The organism is Bacillus sp. SRB_8 (assembly GCF_003264205.1).
GTDB lineage: Bacteria > Bacillota > Bacilli > Bacillales > Bacillaceae_G > Bacillus_A > Bacillus_A mycoides.
The window spans coordinates 265,405-285,465 of sequence record NZ_NADT01000006.1 but is presented as its reverse complement, the minus strand read 5'-3'; the positions used below and the strand labels follow the sequence as shown (position 1 = coordinate 285,465).

Sequence of the window (20,061 nt, the reverse complement as noted above, 5' to 3'; positions counted from 1 at the left end):
CCATGATTCGGGGTACAGTTCAGCTATGTGTAGATAGGTATCTTTTTTAGTGCAAGAAATGAATTTTATTTTGAAACAGAAGGTGGAGACAATGCTAAATCAGATAAAAAAATAAAGTCTGCATGCTCACGAATTTTAGGAATAGAAGTTTCGATAATACGTGATGTAATTTCACCTGGAGCCCCAACGTGTCCGATAGCTACCATAATGGGTTTGTCTTGGATTTTTTTTATGAGTAATTGTGCTTGTTTTGAAATGTGACTTACCGTATATACATCATCAAAAAATAATTGGTTTTCAATAATAGGAACGCCTAATTCTTTACCGATTTTTGGGACAACACTATTAGGGTTTGTTTTACTATCTAAATAAAATAAACCGTGCTTTTTACAGGCAGAAAGTATAAGACGTACAATTCTTTCATCAGCGGTTACTTTTGATCCCATATGATTGTTCATTCCTATTGCATGAGGTATTTCTTGAATTGCTTGTTCGAGTCGGTTGTTTATTTCTTCATCGCTTAAATCTGTTGTAATCGCTTTTGGTCCAAGCCACTCTTTTTTTCCTCTAATTGGTTCCATTGGCATATGTATAATAACTTCATGCCCTTTTTTATGGGCAGCTATTGCATCTTGTTTAGTAGAAGGAAGAAATGGCATAACAGCAACAGTGAGTGGAATAGGAAGTGATAACATCTTATCTGTGCCTTTCATATTATTGCCGAAATCATCGATGACAATAGCAACTTTATTCGTATGAGCGTTTGCTTGAATAGGAAAGAGGAAGAATGGTATGAACAGGGTGAAGATAAGAACTGTAATAGTATATTTGCGCATATAAATATTTCCTTTCTATTTTATCCCGCTATTTGCGGACAGTAAGACTCCCACCTCAAAATTTGGCTGGAGTAAAGAAGTTAGGTGGAAAATCCACTGCCCGTAAACGCCCGATTGGTGAAGGCTAATAATTAGTGGGGATGGACAAAACCCCCACTGATTAAAGTTCACTTTATCAATCATCATTATGTTTTGCGTTTTTACATAAATTAAACAAAAAATGTCGAAGAAAAGTACATTGAAAATAGAGAATCCACTGTTTACGGAGTATTTACAAAAAAGAAGATGAAAAAAATGTCTATTATTGCGAATGTATTTACAAAGATAGAATAATTTGTAATAATTCTCAAAGTGAGGGTAAAGATTTGTAAATTACAGGAGAAAAATGTTAAATTTTCTGATTCTTCAATTTTAAATAGAATTAAGTGTTTAAAGGGCTAAAGTAGAAGAGGCGTTGAGAGTATGGAAGAAAAATAAGGGGGATATGGATGTTTACTGTAAAAAGGAAGTACACATTAGAAAAGCTTTCGCATGATATTCATATGAAACGTGAAGAAATGATTCATTTAGGATTAACAAGTGGGTTAAATAGTATGGAGACAATTCAAGTTAGTCAAGAATTGGACAAGCTTATCGTACAGTATCAGCGTTACAAAGAAAAACAAACACCGAAATGGTTTTCAATTATAAAGGTTCCTATTTTTCAAATTGGGTATGAAGGGAAATCAAACAATTTTTGGAGAATGTTTGTAGCTGGTTTTATGAAATAAGTATAATTACCCTTTTAGGATAAGGATAATTATACTATGTGTAATGGAATCTCTATATGAACTGTCGTTCCTTTGTTTTCTTTACTATCAATAAATATATGCCCATTGTACATCTCTACAATTCGTTTACATATAACAAGCCCAAGACCTGTTCCAGTATCTTTATTAGTAAAGAACGGATGAAAGAGGTGTTTTTGAATATGTTTAGGAATCCCTTTTCCAGTATCAATAATTTGCAAGTGTGCGTGTTTTTCGTTGTTTGTTACTACAATGGTTAATGTATCACCAGAAGCCATAGCTTCAATTGCATTTTTTGTAATGTTTAAAACCACTTGTTTCATATGGTCTTTTGAGCAACGTATATGAACAGGGTGGTCTGGCAAATGTAAATGAAATACTATGTTATGTAGATTCGCTTCAGATTGGATAATTAATGCTACCTCATTAAGAATCGTTCTTACATCATATGTTTGTTCAATGATGGCAGTTGGTTTTCCAAGAATAAGAAATTCGCTTACAATTTCATTAATTCGCTCTATTTCTTGTTCGATTACGGAAAAGTAGAACTGATCCTGTTCATCTTTATATTTCTCTTTTAACAGAGCAACGAGTCCTTTAATTCCAGTAAGAGGGTTACGGATTTCATGAGCTGTACTAGCTGCAAAAGTTCCAACCAATTCAATTTTTTGTAGTTCATTTTGTTGTCTTTCTAGTTTTGTTTGACGTTTTAATAACATATATTGAGCAAGTAAAAATAAAATAGACACTAAAAATAAAGTAGCTATACACTCTATTGAAACTAACTGGTATAAAGTTTGTTGATGAATAGGTAACGGAGAAACAGAGACTTTCCAATTTAATCTTTGGAGTGGGGTAGTAAGCATGTTAGAATGCCCATCGCTTGTTTCGTTATTATCATCGGTTAGAAAAACTACATCATGTTTATCAGTCACTTCGAAATGATATTGTGGTTTAATAGCATTTAAAGAGGCTGAAATGTAGTCAAAGCGTAAACTTGCTAATAATAAGCCTGAGAGTTCCTTTTGTCTATTAAATATTGGAGACGCAATCATAATAGCTTGATGTCCAAGAACGCGATCTGTAATAACTGATGATACAGTTGTTTTCTTAGATTGCAATGCATCTTGGATGTATTGGCGGTCAGAAACGTCAATAGGCGGCGAATCGCCTTGGGATGCGAGTGTAATCATCCCATCTGTCGTAGCGTAATATAGACCGGAAAAACGTTCATCATTTCCATCGGTATCATGTACAATCTGTTTAATCCCATTGATGTTTCCAGTTTCGGTCCCTACGACTTTTGCGAGCATTTCTAAGGCAGATATAGCTTCACCAAGGTGATGGTCTAAATAGTCTCTATATAAAAAGAGAACAGTGTGAGCAGATAGTTTGTTTGCCTGTTTCATTTGATAAGTGTGATATGAAAAAAATGTGGCACCAATCCCTATCGTTGGCAGTATAACAAGCAGTATGTAAAAAACTATGCTTTGTAATTTGACTTTCAAATTTGGTACTCCTTCTTTTTTTATTATCATTATATATAAACTATGTTAAAATTGTCATGTTTTTATTCAAGAATCATTTGCATTACATTAGGGAAAGGAAAAGGAATGAGTGAATATTCATTCGGAAGTTGTAATGAGGTGCTACGTTGCTTTTCTTTTTGTTGCGGAGAATTTAAGTGAAGGGTTGAAATGGTATGACATCAAATAATGAGCGAGAAGACATTTCTCAATCTTTAAAAGTATTTATTGCATTATCCCGTGTACATCGTTCTGTTATGGATACTACAAATAAATCCATACAAAGTAACGGATTAAATCCAACTGAGTTTGCTGTATTAGAATTACTATATCATAAAGGAGGCCAACCACTTCAGCAAATCGGTGAGCGTATTTTAATAGCTAGTGGCAGCATTACATACGTTGTAGATAAGCTAGAGAAAAAAGGGCTTGTAAAACGAATTCCATGTCCAAATGATAGGCGTGTTATTTATGCACAATTAACGGAGTCTGGAGAGAGCTTTATTGCTTCTATTTTTCCAGGTCATGAGCAAGTTATATATCAGTCTTTTGAAATGTTAACGAAGGATGAGAAGGATGAATTACTCGAGCTATTGAAAAAAATTGGAAAGTATGAAAAATGATGATATGTTCCAAAGGAGCTTTGGATAAAGAAATCCAAGGCTTTTTTGTGTGCATGTATTTATGACATCATCTACCGCATTTTGCTGAAGAATAAGAGGAGATTTGTAAGTAAGAATTGAATTATAATAATGATGCATATAATGGAGAGGGGGCTCGTTCATGTCATTTAAAGACTATGAATATAAACGGCCAAATATTGAAGAATTAAAAGGGAAATTTACTGTTGCTTTAGAGAAGTTTGATAACGCAAAAACTGTAGAAGAACAAAAACAAGTTATCAATTCAATTAACGAAATTCGTAATGACTTTGGTACAATGGGGAACCTTTGTTACATTCGTCATTCTGTTGATACGACAGATGCCTTTTATAAGGATGAGCAGGATTTCTTTGATGAATTCTCTCCAGTTGTACAAGGGTATGGTACAAAGTATTATAATGCGTTAATTCATTCTCCATTCCGCGAAGAATTAGAAGCGTATTATGGAAAGCAATTATTTGCTCTAGCTGAATGTGATTTAAAAACATATTCAGATGAAGTAGTGAAAGATTTACAATTAGAGAATAAATTGTCTTCACAATATACACAGTTATTAGCATCTGCAAAGATTGACTTTGCAGGAGAAGAAAGAACGTTATCGCAACTTATTCCGTTTATGCAAGGAAAAGAAAGAAGTGAACGTAAAGCAGCAAGTGAAGCATACTACGGATTTTTAGCTGAGAACGAGGAAGAGTTAGATCGTATTTATGATGAGCTTGTTAAAGTGAGAACGAAAATCGCAAAAACACTTGGTTTTAAAAACTTTGTTGAATTAGGATATGCAAGAATGTATCGTACAGATTATAATGCTGAAATGGTAGCGAACTATCGTCAGCAAGTATTAGATTATATCGTTCCAGTTGCAACCGAGTTAAGAAATAGACAAAAAGCACGCATTGGTGTAGAAAAGCTCGCTTATTATGATGAAAACTTTGAGTTTGCTACAGGTAATCCAACTCCAAAAGGCGATGCCGATTGGATTATTAATCACGGGAAAACGATGTATAAAGAATTATCAGCTGAAACAGATGAGTTTTTTAATTTCATGCTCGATAATGATTTATTAGATTTAGTTGCGAAAAAAGGAAAAGCTGGTGGTGGATATTGTACATATATCGAGAATTATAAAGCGCCATTCATCTTCTCAAACTTTAATGGAACGTCTGGGGACATTGATGTATTAACACATGAAGCTGGTCATGCTTTCCAAGTATATGAAAGTCGTAAGTATGAAATTCCAGAATATAATTGGCCAACATATGAAGCATGTGAAATCCATTCAATGAGTATGGAATTCTTTACATGGCCATGGATGAAGTTATTCTTTGAAGAAGATGCGGATAAATATTATTTCTCACACTTAAGTTCAGCACTTCTATTTTTACCGTACGGTGTATCTGTAGATGAATATCAACATTATGTATATGAAAATCCAGAAGCATCGCCAGCAGAACGTAAGTCAGCATGGCGTAACATAGAGAAGAAGTATTTACCACATCGTGATTATGAAGATAATGATTATTTAGAGCGTGGTGGTTTCTGGCAACGTCAAGGTCATATTTATAGCTCACCTTTCTATTATATTGACTACACGTTAGCTCAAATTTGTGCACTGCAATTTTGGAAACGTGCAAGAGATAATAGACAAGAGGCTTGGGAAGATTATGTGAATCTTTGTCAACAAGGTGGAAGTAAATCATTCTTAGAATTAGTAGAAGTTGCAAATTTAACATCACCATTCGCTGAAGGGTGTGTAAAAAGTGTAATTACAGAAATTGAAGCGTGGTTACGTGCTGTTGACGACACAAAATTGTAAAAAACATGCACTTTTTTCCTATGTTTAACATCGACATAATAGAAAAATGATGAGATAATAAAAGAAAATTCAGAATTATTTTAGGGGTGTTTCTAATGGGGAGCGCCCCTTTTCACCAACAAAAGGGGGGAAAGCACTATGCTTCAATCTAATATGGATGTTAGTTTAGAAACTTTAGTCCACTCATTACAGTCTACACGAAGCACGCTGTTATCAGAAATTGAAATGTTAAATGATACGGAGGTGAATGTAAAGCCACGCCGTGATAAATGGAGTATTATTCAAATTTTGCATCATTTGCATTTAGTTGAACAGTCTGTCACATCTGCCCTTGTATATGCTTTGCAAAAAAAAGAAAGAAAACTTGCTCCATTTAAAGACCTCCAACTTACGCTTGATCGCACACATAAAAGGGAAGCTCCTCAACAAATGAAACCAACAGAAACATTAATGAAAAAACTGCAAGGAATTCAATTACTAGAACATTCACGACAAGAATTATTACATGCCCTTCATAGTGTAATAGATGAAAAAGAATTATTTGAAAATGGATTAAAACATCCTATTTTTAATGATTTGAATTTATATCAATGGGTTCAATTTCTAGATTTACACGAACAAAGACATCTTACACAGCTAAAAGAAGCGAAACATGCAATTTTACAGCGTTAAAATGAAAGAAGTGGGGAACCGCTTCTTTTCTTTTTTACTCATGCATAGTTTTCTTTCTCATTTTGGAATACTACATGGAGAAAAGAAAAGAAGGAGTTGAAAAGCATGTCAAAGAAAAAGAGAGAAGAAGAGCGCGCCTGGAAAGCTCGGAAAGAAAATCAAAAGCCGCATGGGAAAGTGAAAGCTTTTGCAGAATTAGTTGAAGGAACAGAAAAAACGTGATGAAGTTCATCACGTTTTTTGTATGAGTGGGAAAGTTAATAAGAAAGTTGTACCTGTACCTTTTTCGCTCATAATATCAATCTTTCCATCCATTGCTTGAATGACGCTGAAGACGACCATCATTCCGAGTCCGGTACCTTTTTCTTTCGTTGAGTAGAAAGGTGATCCAAGGCGTTTTATTTGTTCTTGATCCATACCAACTCCTGTATCTTTTATATATAATTGTATATGTTTATGGTCTGGAACTAATGTAAGAATAAGGTCGCCACCTGTAGGCATAGCCTCAATACAATTTTTAAAAATATTTAATAAACATTGGTTCAGTTTTTGCTTTTCGCCAGCGATAAAGAAAGATGTACTTTGTTTTATATAATTTATACGAACATTTGCTAAATTGGCGAGAGGTGTGATCAAAGACAACGCATGAAGTAATTCTTCCTCTACTTGTAATTTTTGTTCTTTTTCAATACTCGGTTTTGCAAAAGTTAAGTAGTCTGTAAGAACGTGATTTGCTTGTTCGATACCATTAATGGCTATGTCGATATATAATTTTCGTTCTTTCTCAGAACATGCATCTGACTGTAAAAGTTGTAAAAAACCTTTCGTTGCAGTTAAAGGATTACGAATTTCATGAGAGATAGAAGCTGCCATTTCGCCGATTAAATGAAATTTCTCAGCGTTCATAAGTTCATTTTGGAGACGAACTTGCATTTGTAATATGTGTAGTAAATATAAAATAAGGATCGTACCAATCATCGTACATAGTTCGTACACAATGATATGTGGTATATAATCTGCCTCATTTGTAACACTTGCAAGGAAAAATGGTATCCAACCAAATCCATAAGTAAGACTGTAAAAAATAGCAAGTGTTATTTTTATATGATTAGAACTTCGATTAAAAAATTTGTATGTTAATAGTAGAACAATAAATAGGAGAATAGAAGCGATAAAGGATGGAAACGCACCTATTCCTCCCAATAAAAAGCGATAAATGTTTAATACAGCTAAAATAGAACCACCAGCAATAGGCCCTCCCGTTAACGTGCCGACAATTAATACGATATGTCGCATGTCGAACTGAAAACCATTATTTGTTTTTGCTGCGAAAGTGATACATAGTATGGTAGCGAGGCAACATAATACAATAAATATGGCTGAATTTAATTTAGGAGATCGTTTCCCTTTCTGATTCCAAAATAAATGATATACGAGCATTGTAACGAGAATAGATAATATATTTAAAAAGAGGTAAATAATAAAGAGTTCCAGTGGGATGCCTCCTCTCTTTTAACATTAAATTAATCATACTATAAAATGAAATAAATGAAATAAATGAAATAAATGAAATGCGAAATAGCGGAAAAAATCAGAAATTTTTTCTGGTAGTATACAATATGTTACAATAATCTTTGTCAATGAAAGAAGAAATTCCGTGCACTGCATGGGAGAGGTTCGCGAACTCCCTCTATAAAAAACTATGGAAACAACAATATCATTAGGTATTGTTTTGTTTTTTTATTGTGACAGTTCAAGAACGTTCTTTCTTCTTATTCGTAGTAGAGAAGGAGAATGAGTGAAATGAAAAAAGAAAAAGCAGTTGTTGTTTTTAGTGGTGGACAAGATAGTACAACATGTTTATTTTGGGCGATACAGCAGTTTGAAGAAGTGGAAGCTGTAACATTTAACTACAATCAACGTCATAAATTAGAAATTGATTGTGCAGCGGAAATTGCGAAAGAGCTAGGAATTAAACATACGATACTAGATATGAGCCTATTAAATCAACTTGCTCCAAATGCGTTAACGAGAACGGATATGGAGATTACACATGAAGAAGGTGAATTGCCATCAACATTTGTAGATGGACGAAATTTACTATTTTTATCATTTGCGGCTGTATTAGCAAAACAAGTTGGAGCACGTCATATTGTAACGGGTGTATGTGAAACTGATTTCAGTGGTTATCCAGATTGTCGTGACGTGTTTGTGAAATCATTAAACGTTACATTAAATTTATCTATGGATTATCCGTTTGTTATTCATACACCACTTATGTGGATTGATAAAGCAGAGACATGGAAATTATCTGATGAACTTGGAGCATTTGAGTTTGTTAGAGAAAAAACATTAACATGTTATAACGGAATCATTGGTGATGGTTGCGGTGAATGTCCAGCATGTCAACTTCGTAAAGCGGGATTAGATACGTATCTACAAGAACGCGAAGGAGCGAGCAACTAATGGATAACTTTTTTGGATTTCGCATCGTAGAAAATTTGCAAAAAATGGACAAGGATATTCAGCGTGAACAACTCAAATATCATAATAAAAGAGTAATGGTCAGCAAGGAATTTACATTTGACGCAGCGCACCATTTACACTGCTATGAAGGGAAATGTAAAAATTTACATGGACACACATATAAAGTCGTATTTGGAATTAGCGGATATGTAAATGAAATAGGCCTTGCAATTGACTTTGGAGATATAAAAGAGATTTGGAAAAATGAAATAGAAATTTATTTAGATCATCGTTATTTAAACGAAACATTGCCAGAAATGAATACGACTGCTGAAAATATGGTCGTTTGGATTTATGAAAAGATGGCAGAAGCATTAACGAAAGATAATCGTGCGAACGAATATAAGGGAGCTCGTGTTGAATTTGTTCGTCTTTTTGAGACGCCGACTAGTTATGCGGAAGTAAGACGGGAGTGGATGCTCGATGAGTAAAATCCCCGTCTTAGAAATATTTGGTCCAACCATTCAAGGAGAAGGGATGGTTGTAGGACAAAAGACAATGTTTATCCGTACAGCGGGCTGTGATTATAGCTGTGCTTGGTGTGATTCTGCTTTTACATGGGATGGATCGGCCAAAGATCAAATTAAACAAATGACACCGGAAGACATTTGGAATGAGCTTGTAGAAATTGGTGGAGAAAATTTTTCTCATGTTACGATTTCGGGTGGAAATCCTGTTTTGCTGAAAAATATGCAATTTCTTCTTTCTATATTAAAGGAGAATGGAATGCGAACAGCGGTAGAAACGCAAGGGAGTAAATGGCAAGATTGGTTGCTTCAAATTGATGAGGTAACGATTTCTCCAAAACCACCAAGTTCAACTATGAAAACAGATTTTCAGATGTTAGATTCTGTTATTCATAAACTAGCAGGGAAAGATTTTAGTTTAAAAGTAGTAGTATTCGATGATCAAGATTTTGAATATGCAGTTAAGATGCACGAGCGTTATCCGAATGTACCATTTTTCTTACAAGTAGGGAATGATGATACGAAAACAGTGGATGATGCGGTGCTTATAAAAAAACTATTAGAAAAATATGAGTGGCTTATTGAAAAAGCTGTGAATTGTAAAGAAATGAATGATGCGAAAGTACTGCCTCAGCTTCATGCGTTAGTATGGGGAAATAAACGAGGGGTATAATGAGAAGGGATGTTTAAAATGGCAGGAAGATTAGATGAAGATTTAAAAGATGTAACATTATTAGGAAATCAAAATACAAAATATGTATTTGAATATAGCCCGGAAATTTTAGAGGTATTTGATAATAACCATCCAAACCGTGATTACTTTGTAAAATTCAATTGTCCTGAATTTACAAGTTTATGTCCGAAAACAGGACAACCAGATTTTGCAACAATTTATATTAGCTACATTCCAGAACAAAGAATGGTAGAGAGTAAATCTTTAAAGCTATATTTATTTAGCTTCCGAAATCATGGTGACTTCCACGAAGATTGCATGAACGTTATTATGAATGATTTAATTAAATTAATGGATCCACGCTATATTGAGGTATGGGGGAAATTTACACCACGTGGTGGTATTTCAATCGATCCTTACTGTAACTACGGCCGCCCAGGAACTAAGTATGAGAAAATGGCAGACTACCGCATGATGAATCACGATTTATATCCAGAAAAGATCGATAATCGTTAATATAGAAAGAAAGGATCTGTATGATATACAGATCCTTTCTTTCTATTATATTATGCATGTTGATTAATGACAGTATAGTTTTTATGGCTTACAACTGTAAGAGGTTCCATATCTAGTTCTCTAAAATTCTCCATAATTGTTATATCAACAATAACGGAGTTTTGATTTACCTTTTGAACACGGCCTTGCATTCCACCTTTAAATTCAATGATATCTCCAGTTTCTGCGATCTGCATAAGCAACTCTCCTTGTTCCAGTTTTCCCAAAAAAAGAATAATTTGGGCTTTTTTATTTCTTCTTATTTTGAACTATATTTACTACTTTGTAAATGTTTCCAAAGTAAAAATTCGAAAAATATTCACTTTTTGTAAGGAAATATGTAAAAAATATTGTTTAGGAGAGGAATGATGAAAATGCATACATCTTTATACGGGAGTATAATAAAAGATACAATGACCTACTAAAGTGGGAGAAATTAGGGGCTGGAAAATGATGTTTGAAATTGTGGGGAGCTTTATAGCGATTTTATTATTTTTATTTTCATATATACAGTTGAAGAAAGTGCGTCATCATGAAACAACTACATATTTTGATGGACTGGATGGTGTGCACACTTCGATAACACATGATAGTGGTGGGGATATATAACTTTCTTTTTATGCATGGTATGATGGCAATAAAAAAAGTACGTAATATAGTTCGTAAGTGATGAATGGGGAGTGGAAAGAATGCGAATTTCTTTTATTCGTCATGGTCGTTTGGACAGTACTATAGAGCCAATGACAATTATTTCATTTCGTGAATGGATGAAGCAATATGATTTAGGGACTACAGTAAAAGAAACTCCTATACCAATTGAAACAATTGAGGCGATTGAATCAGCGAAACTGGTTGTAACGAGTGATCAAAGGCGCGCTGTACAGTCAGCGGCTGAGTTATTGGATTCCCTATCTTTTGTGCAAAATCCTCTTTTTAGGGAAGCTGAAGTTCCAACGAGTTTTTATGCTCCAAAATGGTTGAAATGTAAACCGAATGTATGGATGTTTATTGGACGTACACGATGGATAGTTGGTTATAGCAAAGAGGTTGAGTCTTATAAGGAAGTACGAGAAAGAGCAAGGCAAGCCGCTAATATGTTGCACCGCTATGCGCTCGTACATGGACATATTGCCCTTGTAGGTCATAGTTATTTTAATGCGATGATTGGGACTGAACTGAGGGCAATGGGGTGGTCTGGTTCGCCTATTTTCCATAGGAAGCCATGGGGATGTACAACGTATACATTTCATGAGGCGATGGATGGAAATGTATTAAATACAAAATTAATTTAAAAGAGGCTGTCCCTTTGGCAGCCTCTTTCTCTGCATAACAAGTAAAAAAGAATTGTCCTTTTAAGATATAGAAACCAATGACCGTAATGGTTTTATTAGATGGGCATACGGTTCACCGACGAGCATAACGGTTTTATCTTCTTTGAAACCAAGTTTTTCATATAGTGAAAAAGCGCGTTTGTTTTCTAAATTAACAAGTAAGGCGATTTTTTCATGCCCTTTTTCAGTTGCATGAAGTTCAGCTGCATCGATTAATTTAGAGCCAATACCACGTCCACTGTACATACTTGAAACTGACAACGTGTCAATATAATACTCATCAAGTTCAGCTTCTTTTTCTAACGTAATGGATTCGTCTTCATGTAGTTCTCTTAAGTAGTGTAGGATTGGTGCATCAAGTTGTTCAGCGTCACTACCGTGATAAACGACAATAACCCCAACTACCTTTCCACCTTGTTCAGCCACTAAACAGTTTTCATAGCTCAATCGATTATTTTCTTTTACGAACCATGTTTCAAGTCCTAGTATTACTTTTGCTTCAACTGTGCTACCTGTGATTTTTTCAGCAATTTCGTGCAGAGCGTTATACAATAAAGGTGCTACTTCTACCGCATCTGTCTTTTTTGCTTTCCGAATCATAGTATCCCTCCTAGTTCTAAATGTATATTGTAGCATAAAATAAAATATCAAACAGTGATTTGGAACTTTGTTATATAGGGCATCAAAAAGTTTGATATAGAGAAGTAGCTATGTTAGTATATGATATTTAGTGCGAATATAATAAAGTGATATAGATATAAAAATAATGAAAGTGAATTACATAATAGTAACGGGATAATTTTACCGTTGTGGACCTATAGAAGATGCGATAGAATAAAATATTGCAGAGAGGTGAAATACATGGATAAACAATTAGCAAATACAATTTTGGATCAGCTGAAAAATGATGAAATAAAGGAGTATGTTGCGAAGAAAGATGTATTTTATACGTTCAGAGAAGTTGTTGTGAATCGAGAAGATTTTAAACATATTATCGGGAACGCACAGCGCGGTGGACAGGTAATTTATACATATTCAGAAACACCACGTTCATAAATAGAAGATAAAGGAGAGGAGAATTATGGGGGATTTTAAACAAGGCATATTGCCACATTGGGATTATATGTGGAAAGATAGAGCTGGGAATAGGTTTATGGGAATGGTTATGTATCCAGAGAAACGAAAATGTTCAGCAAAAATGCTTCAGAAAATAAAAAGGGCGTATGAACAAGCAGTAGAAATTAAAGTAACGGTACAAGTTCAACATACATATCAGTACGTAGAAGGAATGATCGTATACTTTGATGAAGAAGCTCCTATATGTACAATGCTCGATAAAGATGAGAATCCACATCATATATTTGTAAGAGATATTTTGCGTATTGAGCACCCTGAATAATTTTTTTCATAAATAAATTGAAGTTCCATAATAATAATCTTTTTCTATAATAGTTATCTTTTAGTATGTAACGAGGAACGAAAGAATATGTATAATATTTAATAAAGTAAAATTGATAAATGTAATCGTTTGTTAGAACAGATTATCGTTTAATATCTGTTCTTTTTTGCGTGATGCTGGAGAAATATATTACTCCAGCATTTACTGTTTTATGACAAAAAATATTGGTAACTTTTTTTAAAATAAGGTTAAATTCGTTGACAACTTTTTTGAAAAGCACTTTATTGACATGAGTTTTAGAATGTTGTTTCATAGTCTTTGTATTGAAAAAAATCGACGGTCATGTCGAAAAGTAAAATTTAAAAAAAGAAAGAATTTATACATATATCTTGTGTCTTATTTTGAAACGTAATACAATATATAGAGAAATCAAGAAACGACATACAGAGAATATATATTGGAGAGGGAGGGTCGGAAATGTTAGTTGCATATGATTCTATGACAGGAAACGTGAAGCGTTTCATTCACAAATTAAATATGCCGGCCGTTCAAATTGATGAAGCTCTAGTATTAGATGAAGACTTTATTCTTATTACGTATACAACAGGTTTTGGAAATGTACCGGAACGTGTTTTAGACTTTTTAGAACGCAATAATGAAAAATTAAAAGGCGTATCTGCAAGTGGCAATCGTAATTGGGGAGACATGTTTGGTGCAAGTGCTGACAAAATCTCTACTAAATATGAAGTGCCTATTGTATCAAAATTTGAGTTATCTGGAACAAATAATGATGTAGAATATTTTAAAGAAAGGGTGCGGGAGATTGCGACACATTGAACTGAATAATGAAATCACGCAAATGCAGGACGGTTTTTATCAGCTTCATAAAGATAAAGAGGCATTAGAAGTCTTTATGGAAGAAGCTAGAGAGAATACCGTTCATTTTAATAGCGTGGCAGAGCGAATGGAGTATATGAAAGAACATGATTACTATTACAACGTTCTGGACGAGTATAGCTTGGAGGAAGTAGAAGGAGTTTATAACATCGCTTATGGTGAAAACTTCGAGTTCCAATCTTATATGGCAGCATCTAAGTTCTATAAAGATTATGCGTTAAAAACGAATGATCAAAAACAATACTTAGAAAGCTATGAAGATCGTGTAGCAATTGTGTCATTATACTTAGGACGCGGTGATGTTGCGAAGGCAAAACACTTCGCAAGCATGATTGTAAAACAAAACTACCAACCAGCGACACCAACCTTTTTAAATGCGGGACGAAGCAGAAGAGGAGAAATGGTGTCTTGTTTCTTGTTAGAGATGGATGATAGCTTAAATTCAATCGGCTTTAACATTAATACTGCAATGCAATTATCGAAAATCGGTGGTGGAGTAGCTTTAAACTTATCTAAGCTACGTGCACGTGGTGAGCAAATTAAAGGTATTGATAACGCCGCAAGTGGTGTAGTACCTGTTATGAAATTACTTGAAGATTCGTTTTCGTATGCGAATCAGTTGGGTTAACTTTATGGCTCAACTATAAAACCAGGTCAATTGCTGGAACGCCTGAGTATATCAAGGTAGGATACTACGAAGAAATTACGTAGCGAACCCTGAAAATCCAAGATTGCAGGAAATCAGCAGCCGAGCTCCTAAATTTATTAGATAAGGAGAAGGTTCAACGACCAAGTGGCTATGTAGGTGACTAAGTAGCTCGAACCTGGCTTCTCAAAACAACCAAATTCAAAGGGTGTATACATTTATTATAGTTTATGCCATATTCATGTGCATCAAACATATGATAAATGGTTAAATGAAGAATTTGACGAGAAGAAGATATGGTCTGAACTCTATAGCGATATAGAGAGGATAGCAGAAATGACTATCCCCCATACGTTTTGACGATATGGAGTAACAATATGCAACGAAAAGGTGCAGGTGCAGTATACTTAAACATTTTCCATTGGGATATTATTGAATTCCTTGATACCAAAAAAATAAATGCCGATGAGAAGAGCCGTATTCAGTCTCTATCAATCGGAATTATCGTTCCAAGTAAGTTCTTTGAGCTTGCTGAGAAAAACGAACCTTTCCATGTTTTCGCGCCTTATACAGTATTTAAAGAGTACGGAAAACATTTAGATGATATAGATATCGACGAAATGTACGATGAATTAATGAGCAATCCGAAAGTGAAGAAGAAGCCACTAGATATTAGTGCGCGTGATATGCTTATTAAAATTGCTATGATTCAGCTTGAGTCTGGTTACCCATACTTAATGTTTAAATCAAATGCAAATAACCAGCATCCACTGAAGGATATTGGAACTGTGAAGATGTCGAACTTATGTACAGAAATCTTCCAGCTACAAGAAACTTCTGAAATAAATGATTACGGTACAGAAGACATTATCCGCCGTGATATTAACTGTAACTTAGGATCGTTAAATATCGTAAACGTAATGGAAAATAAAGAAATTCGTGAAGCAGTTCATGCGGGAATGGAAGCTTTAACAGCTGTTTCTGATATGACGATCATTCCGAATGCCCCAACTGTGAAAAAAGCAAATGATGAGCTTCATTCAGTTGGACTTGGAGCAATGAACTTACATGGATATTTAGCAAAAAATAAAATCGCTTATGAAAGTGCTGAAGCGAAAGAATTCGCTCGTACATTCTTTATGATGTTAAATTACTACTCGATTGAGAAAAGTATGGAGATCGCTAAAGAAAAAGGCGAAACATTTAAAGACTTCGATAAGTCTGATTATGCAAACGGCACATACTTTGAAAAGTATGAAACGACAGATTACAGCCCAGTAACTGAAAAAATTCAGCAATTATTTGAAGGAATTCATATTCCAACAAAAGAAGATTGGACAAGTTTAAAAGAGCAAGTACAGAAGAATGGTTTATACAACTCATATCGTCTTGCAATCGCTCCGACACAATCGATCAGTTACGTTCAAAATGCAACTTCAAGCGTAATGCCAATCGTAAGTCAAATTGAATCAAGAACGTATGCGAATGCGACAACATATTATCCAATGCCGTATTTATCAAAAGATACGTTCTGGTACTATAAATCTTCTTATGATATGAATCAGTTTAAATTAATTGATTTAATCGCAGAAGTTCAAGAACATATTGACCAAGGAATTAGTACAATTCTTTATGTTAATAGTGATATTTCAACACGTGAGTTAGCACGTTACTACATTTATGCACATAAAAAAGGCTTGAAGAGTCTTTATTATACGAGAACACGTAAATTAAGCGTGGAAGAGTGCGTGGCTTGTACCGTTTAATATAAAAAGTGAGACATTATGAGCAGGGTTTTTCTGAACCCTGCTCATGCTTAGTTATCAATTTTTTATGTTTATTTAGAGAAGGGGCGATTTAATGCGTGCGGTAAACTGGAACAAAAAAGAAGATGATTTTAGTTTAATGTTTTGGAAGCAAAACATCGCTCAGTTTTGGACAGAAGAAGAAATCGCAGTGTCTTCTGACAAAAATACTTGGGCACAATTATCAAAAGAAGAGCAAATTGCTTATAAGCGTGTATTAGGTGGTTTAACACTTTTAGATACGAAACAAGGTGGCGAAGGGATGCCACTTGTACTTGTTCATCTTGAAAATTTACAAGCGAAAAGTGTATTAGCTTTCATGGGCGCTATGGAAGAAGTACATGCGAAGAGTTACAGCCATATTTTCACAACGTTAGCTACTGAAGAAGAAATTGATGATATTTTTGAATGGGTAGATAACCATCCATTACTTGAGAAAAAAGCTGGTATTGTTACTAGTTACTATCGTCGCTTATTAAAGCCTGAAGTAACGAAAAAAGAGTTATACATGGCAATGGTAGCAAGTGTGTTCTTAGAAAGTTACTTATTCTATAGTGGATTCTTCTATCCACTTTACTTAGCGGGTCAAGGTAAATTGACGGCAAGTGGTGAGATTATTAACTTAATAATTCGTGACGAGTCAATTCACGGCGTATTCGTTGGTATTTTAGCACAACAAATCTTCACAGAACTTTCTGCAGAAGAGCAACAAGAAGTACAAACGGAAACGCAAGAGTTATTAATGGAACTGTATGAAATTGAATTGGCATATACAGAAGAAATTTACACTTCTATCGGTCTTGTAGAGGATGTAAATCGTTTCGTTCGTTACAATGCGAATAAAGGACTTATGAACTTAGGACTTGAGCCGAAGTTTGAGGAAGAAGAAATTAACCCAATCGTTTTAAATGGTTTACGTACAGATACGAAAAACCATGACTTCTTCTCTGTAAAAGGAAATGGTTACGTAAAAGCAACGAATGTTGAAAAGTTAGCAGACGATGACTTCGTATTCAATTTTTAATATAGTGTTATAGAAAAAGCTGTCTTTATAGAAAAGACAGCTTTTTTGCTATGAATAGTTTACATAATGTTATTATTTCATGGGAATATTTTAATCTTGTAAAAGCCCAATTTTTGAGGAAGTGGGAATGAAAAAACAAGGATTAAAGTTTTATTTTTCATATTTAGTCGTATGAGAGATTGAATAACTTATGTCAAAATGAATAAAAAATGAGAAGAAATGAGGACCAGCTCCACCTATACGTTCTTTTTAGTATTGAATTTTCAAATGCTAGAAATTTTGGCTTAAAAATTGCATGAATATTTAAAAAGTAACAAAAAGGGAGGTAATATGCGGTGTGATATATAGTTATTTGAAAACGCTTCCTTTTAACTGTCGATTTTTAAATGGAAATTAGATAGAGAAAGTAGGAGGAATGATAGGTGGGAAAAGTAGTTGGTTTAAAACGTTCATTAGGGCTTTGGTCAATTGTTATGCTAGGGGTCGGGTATATGACACCGATGGTTGGGTTTGATACATTTGGAATCGTTTCTGAAAAAACGGGTGGTCATGTTCCAGGAGCTTATCTTATTGCATTAGCAGGGATGTTGTTTACCGCTGCAAGCTACGGCAAAATGGTAAAGGTTTTTCCTACGGCAGGATCTGCTTATACGTATACACAGAAGACAATTAGTGCAAGGCTTGGGTTTCTTGTTGGATGGTCCGCATTATTGGATTATTTGTTTCTACCAATGGTGAACGCACTATTAACGAGAATTTATATGTCAGCATTTTTCCCAAGTGTTCCTAATTGGGTATGGGTCATTGGCTTTGTTCTCCTGATTACATTAATAAACATGATTAGCGTAAATGCTACTGCTAATTTCAATACTTTCTTAGTAATATTTCAGGTGTTAGTAATGGCCGTGTTTGTTTTTCTAGTTATAAAAGGTTTATTATCGGGAGAGGGAACAGGAGAAATCTTTTCCATTCAGCCGTTTTTTCAATCAGATATACAAATATCACCGTTAGTTGCAGGTGCGACAATTCTTTGTTTCTCGTTTTTAGGTTTTGATGCAGTAACTACATTTTCAGAAGAGACACCAAACGCGAAGAAAACAATTCCTCGAGCTATTTTTCTTACTGCTTTAATCGGCGGAGTTTTATTCATTACTACTACGTATTTTACACAATCTATGTTTCCAGATACATCTGTATTTAAAAATCAAGAATCAGCATCTCCAGAAATTGCACTATATGTTGGCGGGAAATTATTTCAAGCTTTCTTTTTAGTAGGAACCCTTATGGGGACACTTGCGTCCGGTTTAGCTTCTCATACAAGTGTATCTCGATTATTATACGTAATGGGGCGAGATAATGTAATTCCGAAGAAAATATTCGGATACATTCATCCTCGCTGGAGAACCCCAGTATATAATATTATTTTTGTAGGAATTATTTCGCTCTTCGCTATATTCATTGATTTAGAAACAGCAGCATCTCTTATTAACTTTGGAGCGCTTATTGCATTTACATTTGTTAATTTGTCTGTAATTTCTTACTATATAATCAAGCAAAAAAGATATAAGACGATAAAAGATTTCTTAAATTACTTAGTTATGCCTATTTTGGGTGCTGCTACTGTAGCCGTACTATGGTTTAATCTCAATATCCATTCACTTATTTTGGGACTTTGCTGGGCTGCTATTGGAATTGGGTACCTTCTATATGTTACAAATATGTTCCGTTCAGCTCCTCCGCAAATGCATTTTGAAGAAGCACAGGAAATATAAAGTGAAACTATAATCAGTGGGGGGGTGTTCATCCCCCTCCGATTATTAGCCCTCACCAATCGGGCGTTTACGGGCAGCGGGGCTCCCACCTAACTTCTTTGCTCCAGCCGAATTTTGAGGTGGGAGTTTTACTGCCCACAAATAGCGGGATAAAAAAGAAAAAGACATCGGGAATGGATCCGATGTTTTTTTCTTTGAAGATTGGGCAACCATGCAGTATTGCATAATTCATTCAACGGTTCATAAGGAAGAGAGGCAAGTCTAGGGAGTATGGCTGATAAATGATGATCAATATAGTATTTTCATTTGGCACAATTATTGCTTTGTACAATTAGTAAAAATATAAAAGCGGGGTGTTTTCAGTCACAAAGGTTAGAAGAACAATATTAATAGAATGAAAGAAAGGGATGATTGATTATGTATTATGATATTATTACGAGTCCGTGTTATGGAATAATTGAAAAAGTGTCTATTAATAAGGATTCTCGAATTTATGAATGGGAGCCATTATTCTCTATTAAAGATATGAATGGTAAACTGGAAGTAATTAAGATGGGATGTAGTGGAGAAGTTCAATCTTTAGAAGTAGAGGCGGGAGATAAAGTAATTCCAGGTATGGTATTAGCATATATTCAAGAAGATCTTTTCGTTAGTGGTAGTGATTAA

At 34.6% G+C, this 20,061-nt stretch carries 22 protein-coding genes, 2 pseudogenes and 1 riboswitch; of the genes and pseudogenes, 19 read left to right on the top strand and 5 right to left on the bottom strand.

Going from position 1 to position 20,061, the window contains the following annotated elements; genetic code table 11:
- Window positions 1–65: 65 nt before the first annotated feature.
- Window positions 66–836 (bottom strand): divergent polysaccharide deacetylase family protein, encoded by a 771-nt coding sequence (locus B5P40_RS06610; protein ID WP_002011545.1) that lies wholly within the window; start codon window positions 834–836, stop codon window positions 66–68.
- A 488-nt stretch (window positions 837–1,324) separates the two neighbouring features.
- Here B5P40_RS06610 and B5P40_RS06605 point away from each other — a divergent pair, with 488 nt between their 5' ends.
- Window positions 1,325–1,606, top strand: coding sequence for an aspartyl-phosphate phosphatase Spo0E family protein (locus tag B5P40_RS06605; RefSeq protein ID WP_002011543.1), 282 nt, complete (start codon window positions 1,325–1,327; stop codon window positions 1,604–1,606).
- 29 nt (window positions 1,607–1,635) lie between these two features.
- Here the strand turns inward: B5P40_RS06605 and B5P40_RS06600 are convergent, their stop codons facing one another.
- Entirely contained in the window at window positions 1,636–3,132 is a 1,497-nt protein-coding gene (locus B5P40_RS06600; RefSeq protein WP_113708984.1) for a DUF3149 domain-containing protein, read from the bottom strand.
- A 194-nt stretch (window positions 3,133–3,326) separates the two neighbouring features.
- On the opposite strand from B5P40_RS06600, the gene B5P40_RS06595 reads away from it, so the two are divergent.
- The 4 genes from B5P40_RS06595 to B5P40_RS33080 all read left to right on the top strand — a co-directional run bounded on the left by B5P40_RS06595 (window position 3,327) and on the right by B5P40_RS33080 (window position 6,522).
- Window positions 3,327–3,773, top strand: coding sequence for a MarR family winged helix-turn-helix transcriptional regulator (locus B5P40_RS06595; RefSeq protein WP_002011538.1), 447 nt, complete (start codon window positions 3,327–3,329; stop codon window positions 3,771–3,773).
- A 160-nt stretch (window positions 3,774–3,933) separates the two neighbouring features.
- Window positions 3,934–5,628: a M3 family oligoendopeptidase gene (locus B5P40_RS06590; RefSeq protein WP_002011536.1), complete on the top strand. Its 1,695-nt coding sequence runs from the start codon at window positions 3,934–3,936 to the stop codon at window positions 5,626–5,628.
- Between the two features lie 138 nt (window positions 5,629–5,766).
- The gene (locus tag B5P40_RS06585; RefSeq protein ID WP_002030551.1) at window positions 5,767–6,300 is read left to right on the top strand and encodes a DinB family protein; all 534 of its coding nucleotides are present in this window, start codon (window positions 5,767–5,769) and stop codon (window positions 6,298–6,300) included.
- Between the two features lie 105 nt (window positions 6,301–6,405).
- The gene (locus B5P40_RS33080; RefSeq protein WP_000038354.1) at window positions 6,406–6,522 is read left to right on the top strand and encodes a DUF6254 family protein; all 117 of its coding nucleotides are present in this window, start codon (window positions 6,406–6,408) and stop codon (window positions 6,520–6,522) included.
- Between the two features lie 9 nt (window positions 6,523–6,531).
- Here the strand turns inward: B5P40_RS33080 and B5P40_RS06580 are convergent, their stop codons facing one another.
- Complete coding sequence (locus B5P40_RS06580; protein ID WP_002140936.1) at window positions 6,532–7,740, bottom strand: ATP-binding protein; 1,209 nt, start codon at window positions 7,738–7,740, stop codon at window positions 6,532–6,534.
- Window positions 7,741–7,966: 226 nt separating this feature from the next.
- A riboswitch (PreQ1 riboswitch) is annotated at window positions 7,967–8,010 on the top strand.
- Window positions 8,011–8,103: 93 nt separating this feature from the next.
- On the opposite strand from B5P40_RS06580, the gene queC reads away from it, so the two are divergent.
- From queC to queF, 4 genes are read left to right on the top strand one after another with little or no spacing between them, the layout of a single operon-like run.
- Entirely contained in the window at window positions 8,104–8,766 is a 663-nt protein-coding gene (queC, locus tag B5P40_RS06575) for a 7-cyano-7-deazaguanine synthase QueC (RefSeq protein WP_002086813.1), read from the top strand.
- Window positions 8,766–9,257, top strand: a complete 492-nt coding sequence (queD, locus tag B5P40_RS06570) for a 6-carboxytetrahydropterin synthase QueD (RefSeq protein WP_002011526.1) — start codon at window positions 8,766–8,768, stop codon at window positions 9,255–9,257. Before queC ends, queD begins: the two co-directional genes overlap by 1 nt.
- Window positions 9,250–9,966: a 7-carboxy-7-deazaguanine synthase QueE gene (queE, locus tag B5P40_RS06565; protein WP_002086811.1), complete on the top strand. Its 717-nt coding sequence runs from the start codon at window positions 9,250–9,252 to the stop codon at window positions 9,964–9,966. Before queD ends, queE begins: the two co-directional genes overlap by 8 nt.
- An 18-nt stretch (window positions 9,967–9,984) precedes the next feature.
- A complete protein-coding gene (queF, locus tag B5P40_RS06560; protein ID WP_002140938.1) occupies window positions 9,985–10,482 on the top strand; it encodes a preQ(1) synthase in 498 nt (165 codons plus the stop codon).
- 50 nt (window positions 10,483–10,532) lie between these two features.
- On the opposite strand, the gene B5P40_RS06555 is transcribed toward queF, so the two are convergent.
- The gene (locus B5P40_RS06555) at window positions 10,533–10,718 is read right to left on the bottom strand and encodes a YkvS family protein (RefSeq protein WP_002064385.1); all 186 of its coding nucleotides are present in this window, start codon (window positions 10,716–10,718) and stop codon (window positions 10,533–10,535) included.
- Between the two features lie 253 nt (window positions 10,719–10,971).
- Between B5P40_RS06555 and B5P40_RS32675 the strand changes: the two genes are divergently transcribed.
- Together B5P40_RS32675 and B5P40_RS06550 are read left to right on the top strand one after the other, a co-directional pair.
- Window positions 10,972–11,130 (top strand): hypothetical protein, encoded by a 159-nt coding sequence (locus B5P40_RS32675; RefSeq protein ID WP_002086806.1) that lies wholly within the window; start codon window positions 10,972–10,974, stop codon window positions 11,128–11,130.
- An 80-nt stretch (window positions 11,131–11,210) separates the two neighbouring features.
- Entirely contained in the window at window positions 11,211–11,813 is a 603-nt protein-coding gene (locus tag B5P40_RS06550) for a histidine phosphatase family protein (protein WP_002188882.1), read from the top strand.
- Between the two features lie 60 nt (window positions 11,814–11,873).
- Here the strand turns inward: B5P40_RS06550 and B5P40_RS06545 are convergent, their stop codons facing one another.
- Window positions 11,874–12,452 (bottom strand): GNAT family N-acetyltransferase, encoded by a 579-nt coding sequence (locus B5P40_RS06545; protein ID WP_002030560.1) that lies wholly within the window; start codon window positions 12,450–12,452, stop codon window positions 11,874–11,876.
- Between the two features lie 261 nt (window positions 12,453–12,713).
- On the opposite strand from B5P40_RS06545, the gene B5P40_RS06540 reads away from it, so the two are divergent.
- From B5P40_RS06540 to B5P40_RS06495, 8 genes and pseudogenes are all read left to right on the top strand, one after another.
- A complete protein-coding gene (locus B5P40_RS06540) occupies window positions 12,714–12,908 on the top strand; it encodes a hypothetical protein (protein ID WP_002030563.1) in 195 nt (64 codons plus the stop codon).
- Window positions 12,909–12,933: 25 nt separating this feature from the next.
- Complete coding sequence (locus B5P40_RS06535) at window positions 12,934–13,251, top strand: hypothetical protein (protein ID WP_002030565.1); 318 nt, start codon at window positions 12,934–12,936, stop codon at window positions 13,249–13,251.
- Window positions 13,252–13,728: 477 nt separating this feature from the next.
- The gene (gene nrdI, locus B5P40_RS06525) at window positions 13,729–14,088 is read left to right on the top strand and encodes a class Ib ribonucleoside-diphosphate reductase assembly flavoprotein NrdI (RefSeq protein WP_000959445.1); all 360 of its coding nucleotides are present in this window, start codon (window positions 13,729–13,731) and stop codon (window positions 14,086–14,088) included.
- A pseudogene (locus B5P40_RS06520) lies at window positions 14,075–14,773 on the top strand (ribonucleotide reductase N-terminal alpha domain-containing protein); the annotation flags it as partial. The gene nrdI and the pseudogene B5P40_RS06520, both read left to right, overlap by 14 nt.
- A 401-nt stretch (window positions 14,774–15,174) precedes the next feature.
- Window positions 15,175–16,560: pseudogene (locus B5P40_RS06515) on the top strand (ribonucleoside-diphosphate reductase subunit alpha); the annotation flags it as partial.
- A 94-nt stretch (window positions 16,561–16,654) separates the two neighbouring features.
- Window positions 16,655–17,623 (top strand): class 1b ribonucleoside-diphosphate reductase subunit beta, encoded by a 969-nt coding sequence (gene nrdF, locus B5P40_RS06510; protein WP_002011508.1) that lies wholly within the window; start codon window positions 16,655–16,657, stop codon window positions 17,621–17,623.
- Window positions 17,624–18,045: 422 nt separating this feature from the next.
- Complete coding sequence (locus B5P40_RS06505) at window positions 18,046–19,395, top strand: APC family permease (protein WP_078175598.1); 1,350 nt, start codon at window positions 18,046–18,048, stop codon at window positions 19,393–19,395.
- A gap of 417 nt (window positions 19,396–19,812) precedes the next feature.
- On the top strand, window positions 19,813–20,061 hold the full coding sequence (locus B5P40_RS06495; protein WP_002149602.1) for a biotin/lipoyl attachment domain-containing protein: 249 nt from the start codon (window positions 19,813–19,815) through the stop codon (window positions 20,059–20,061).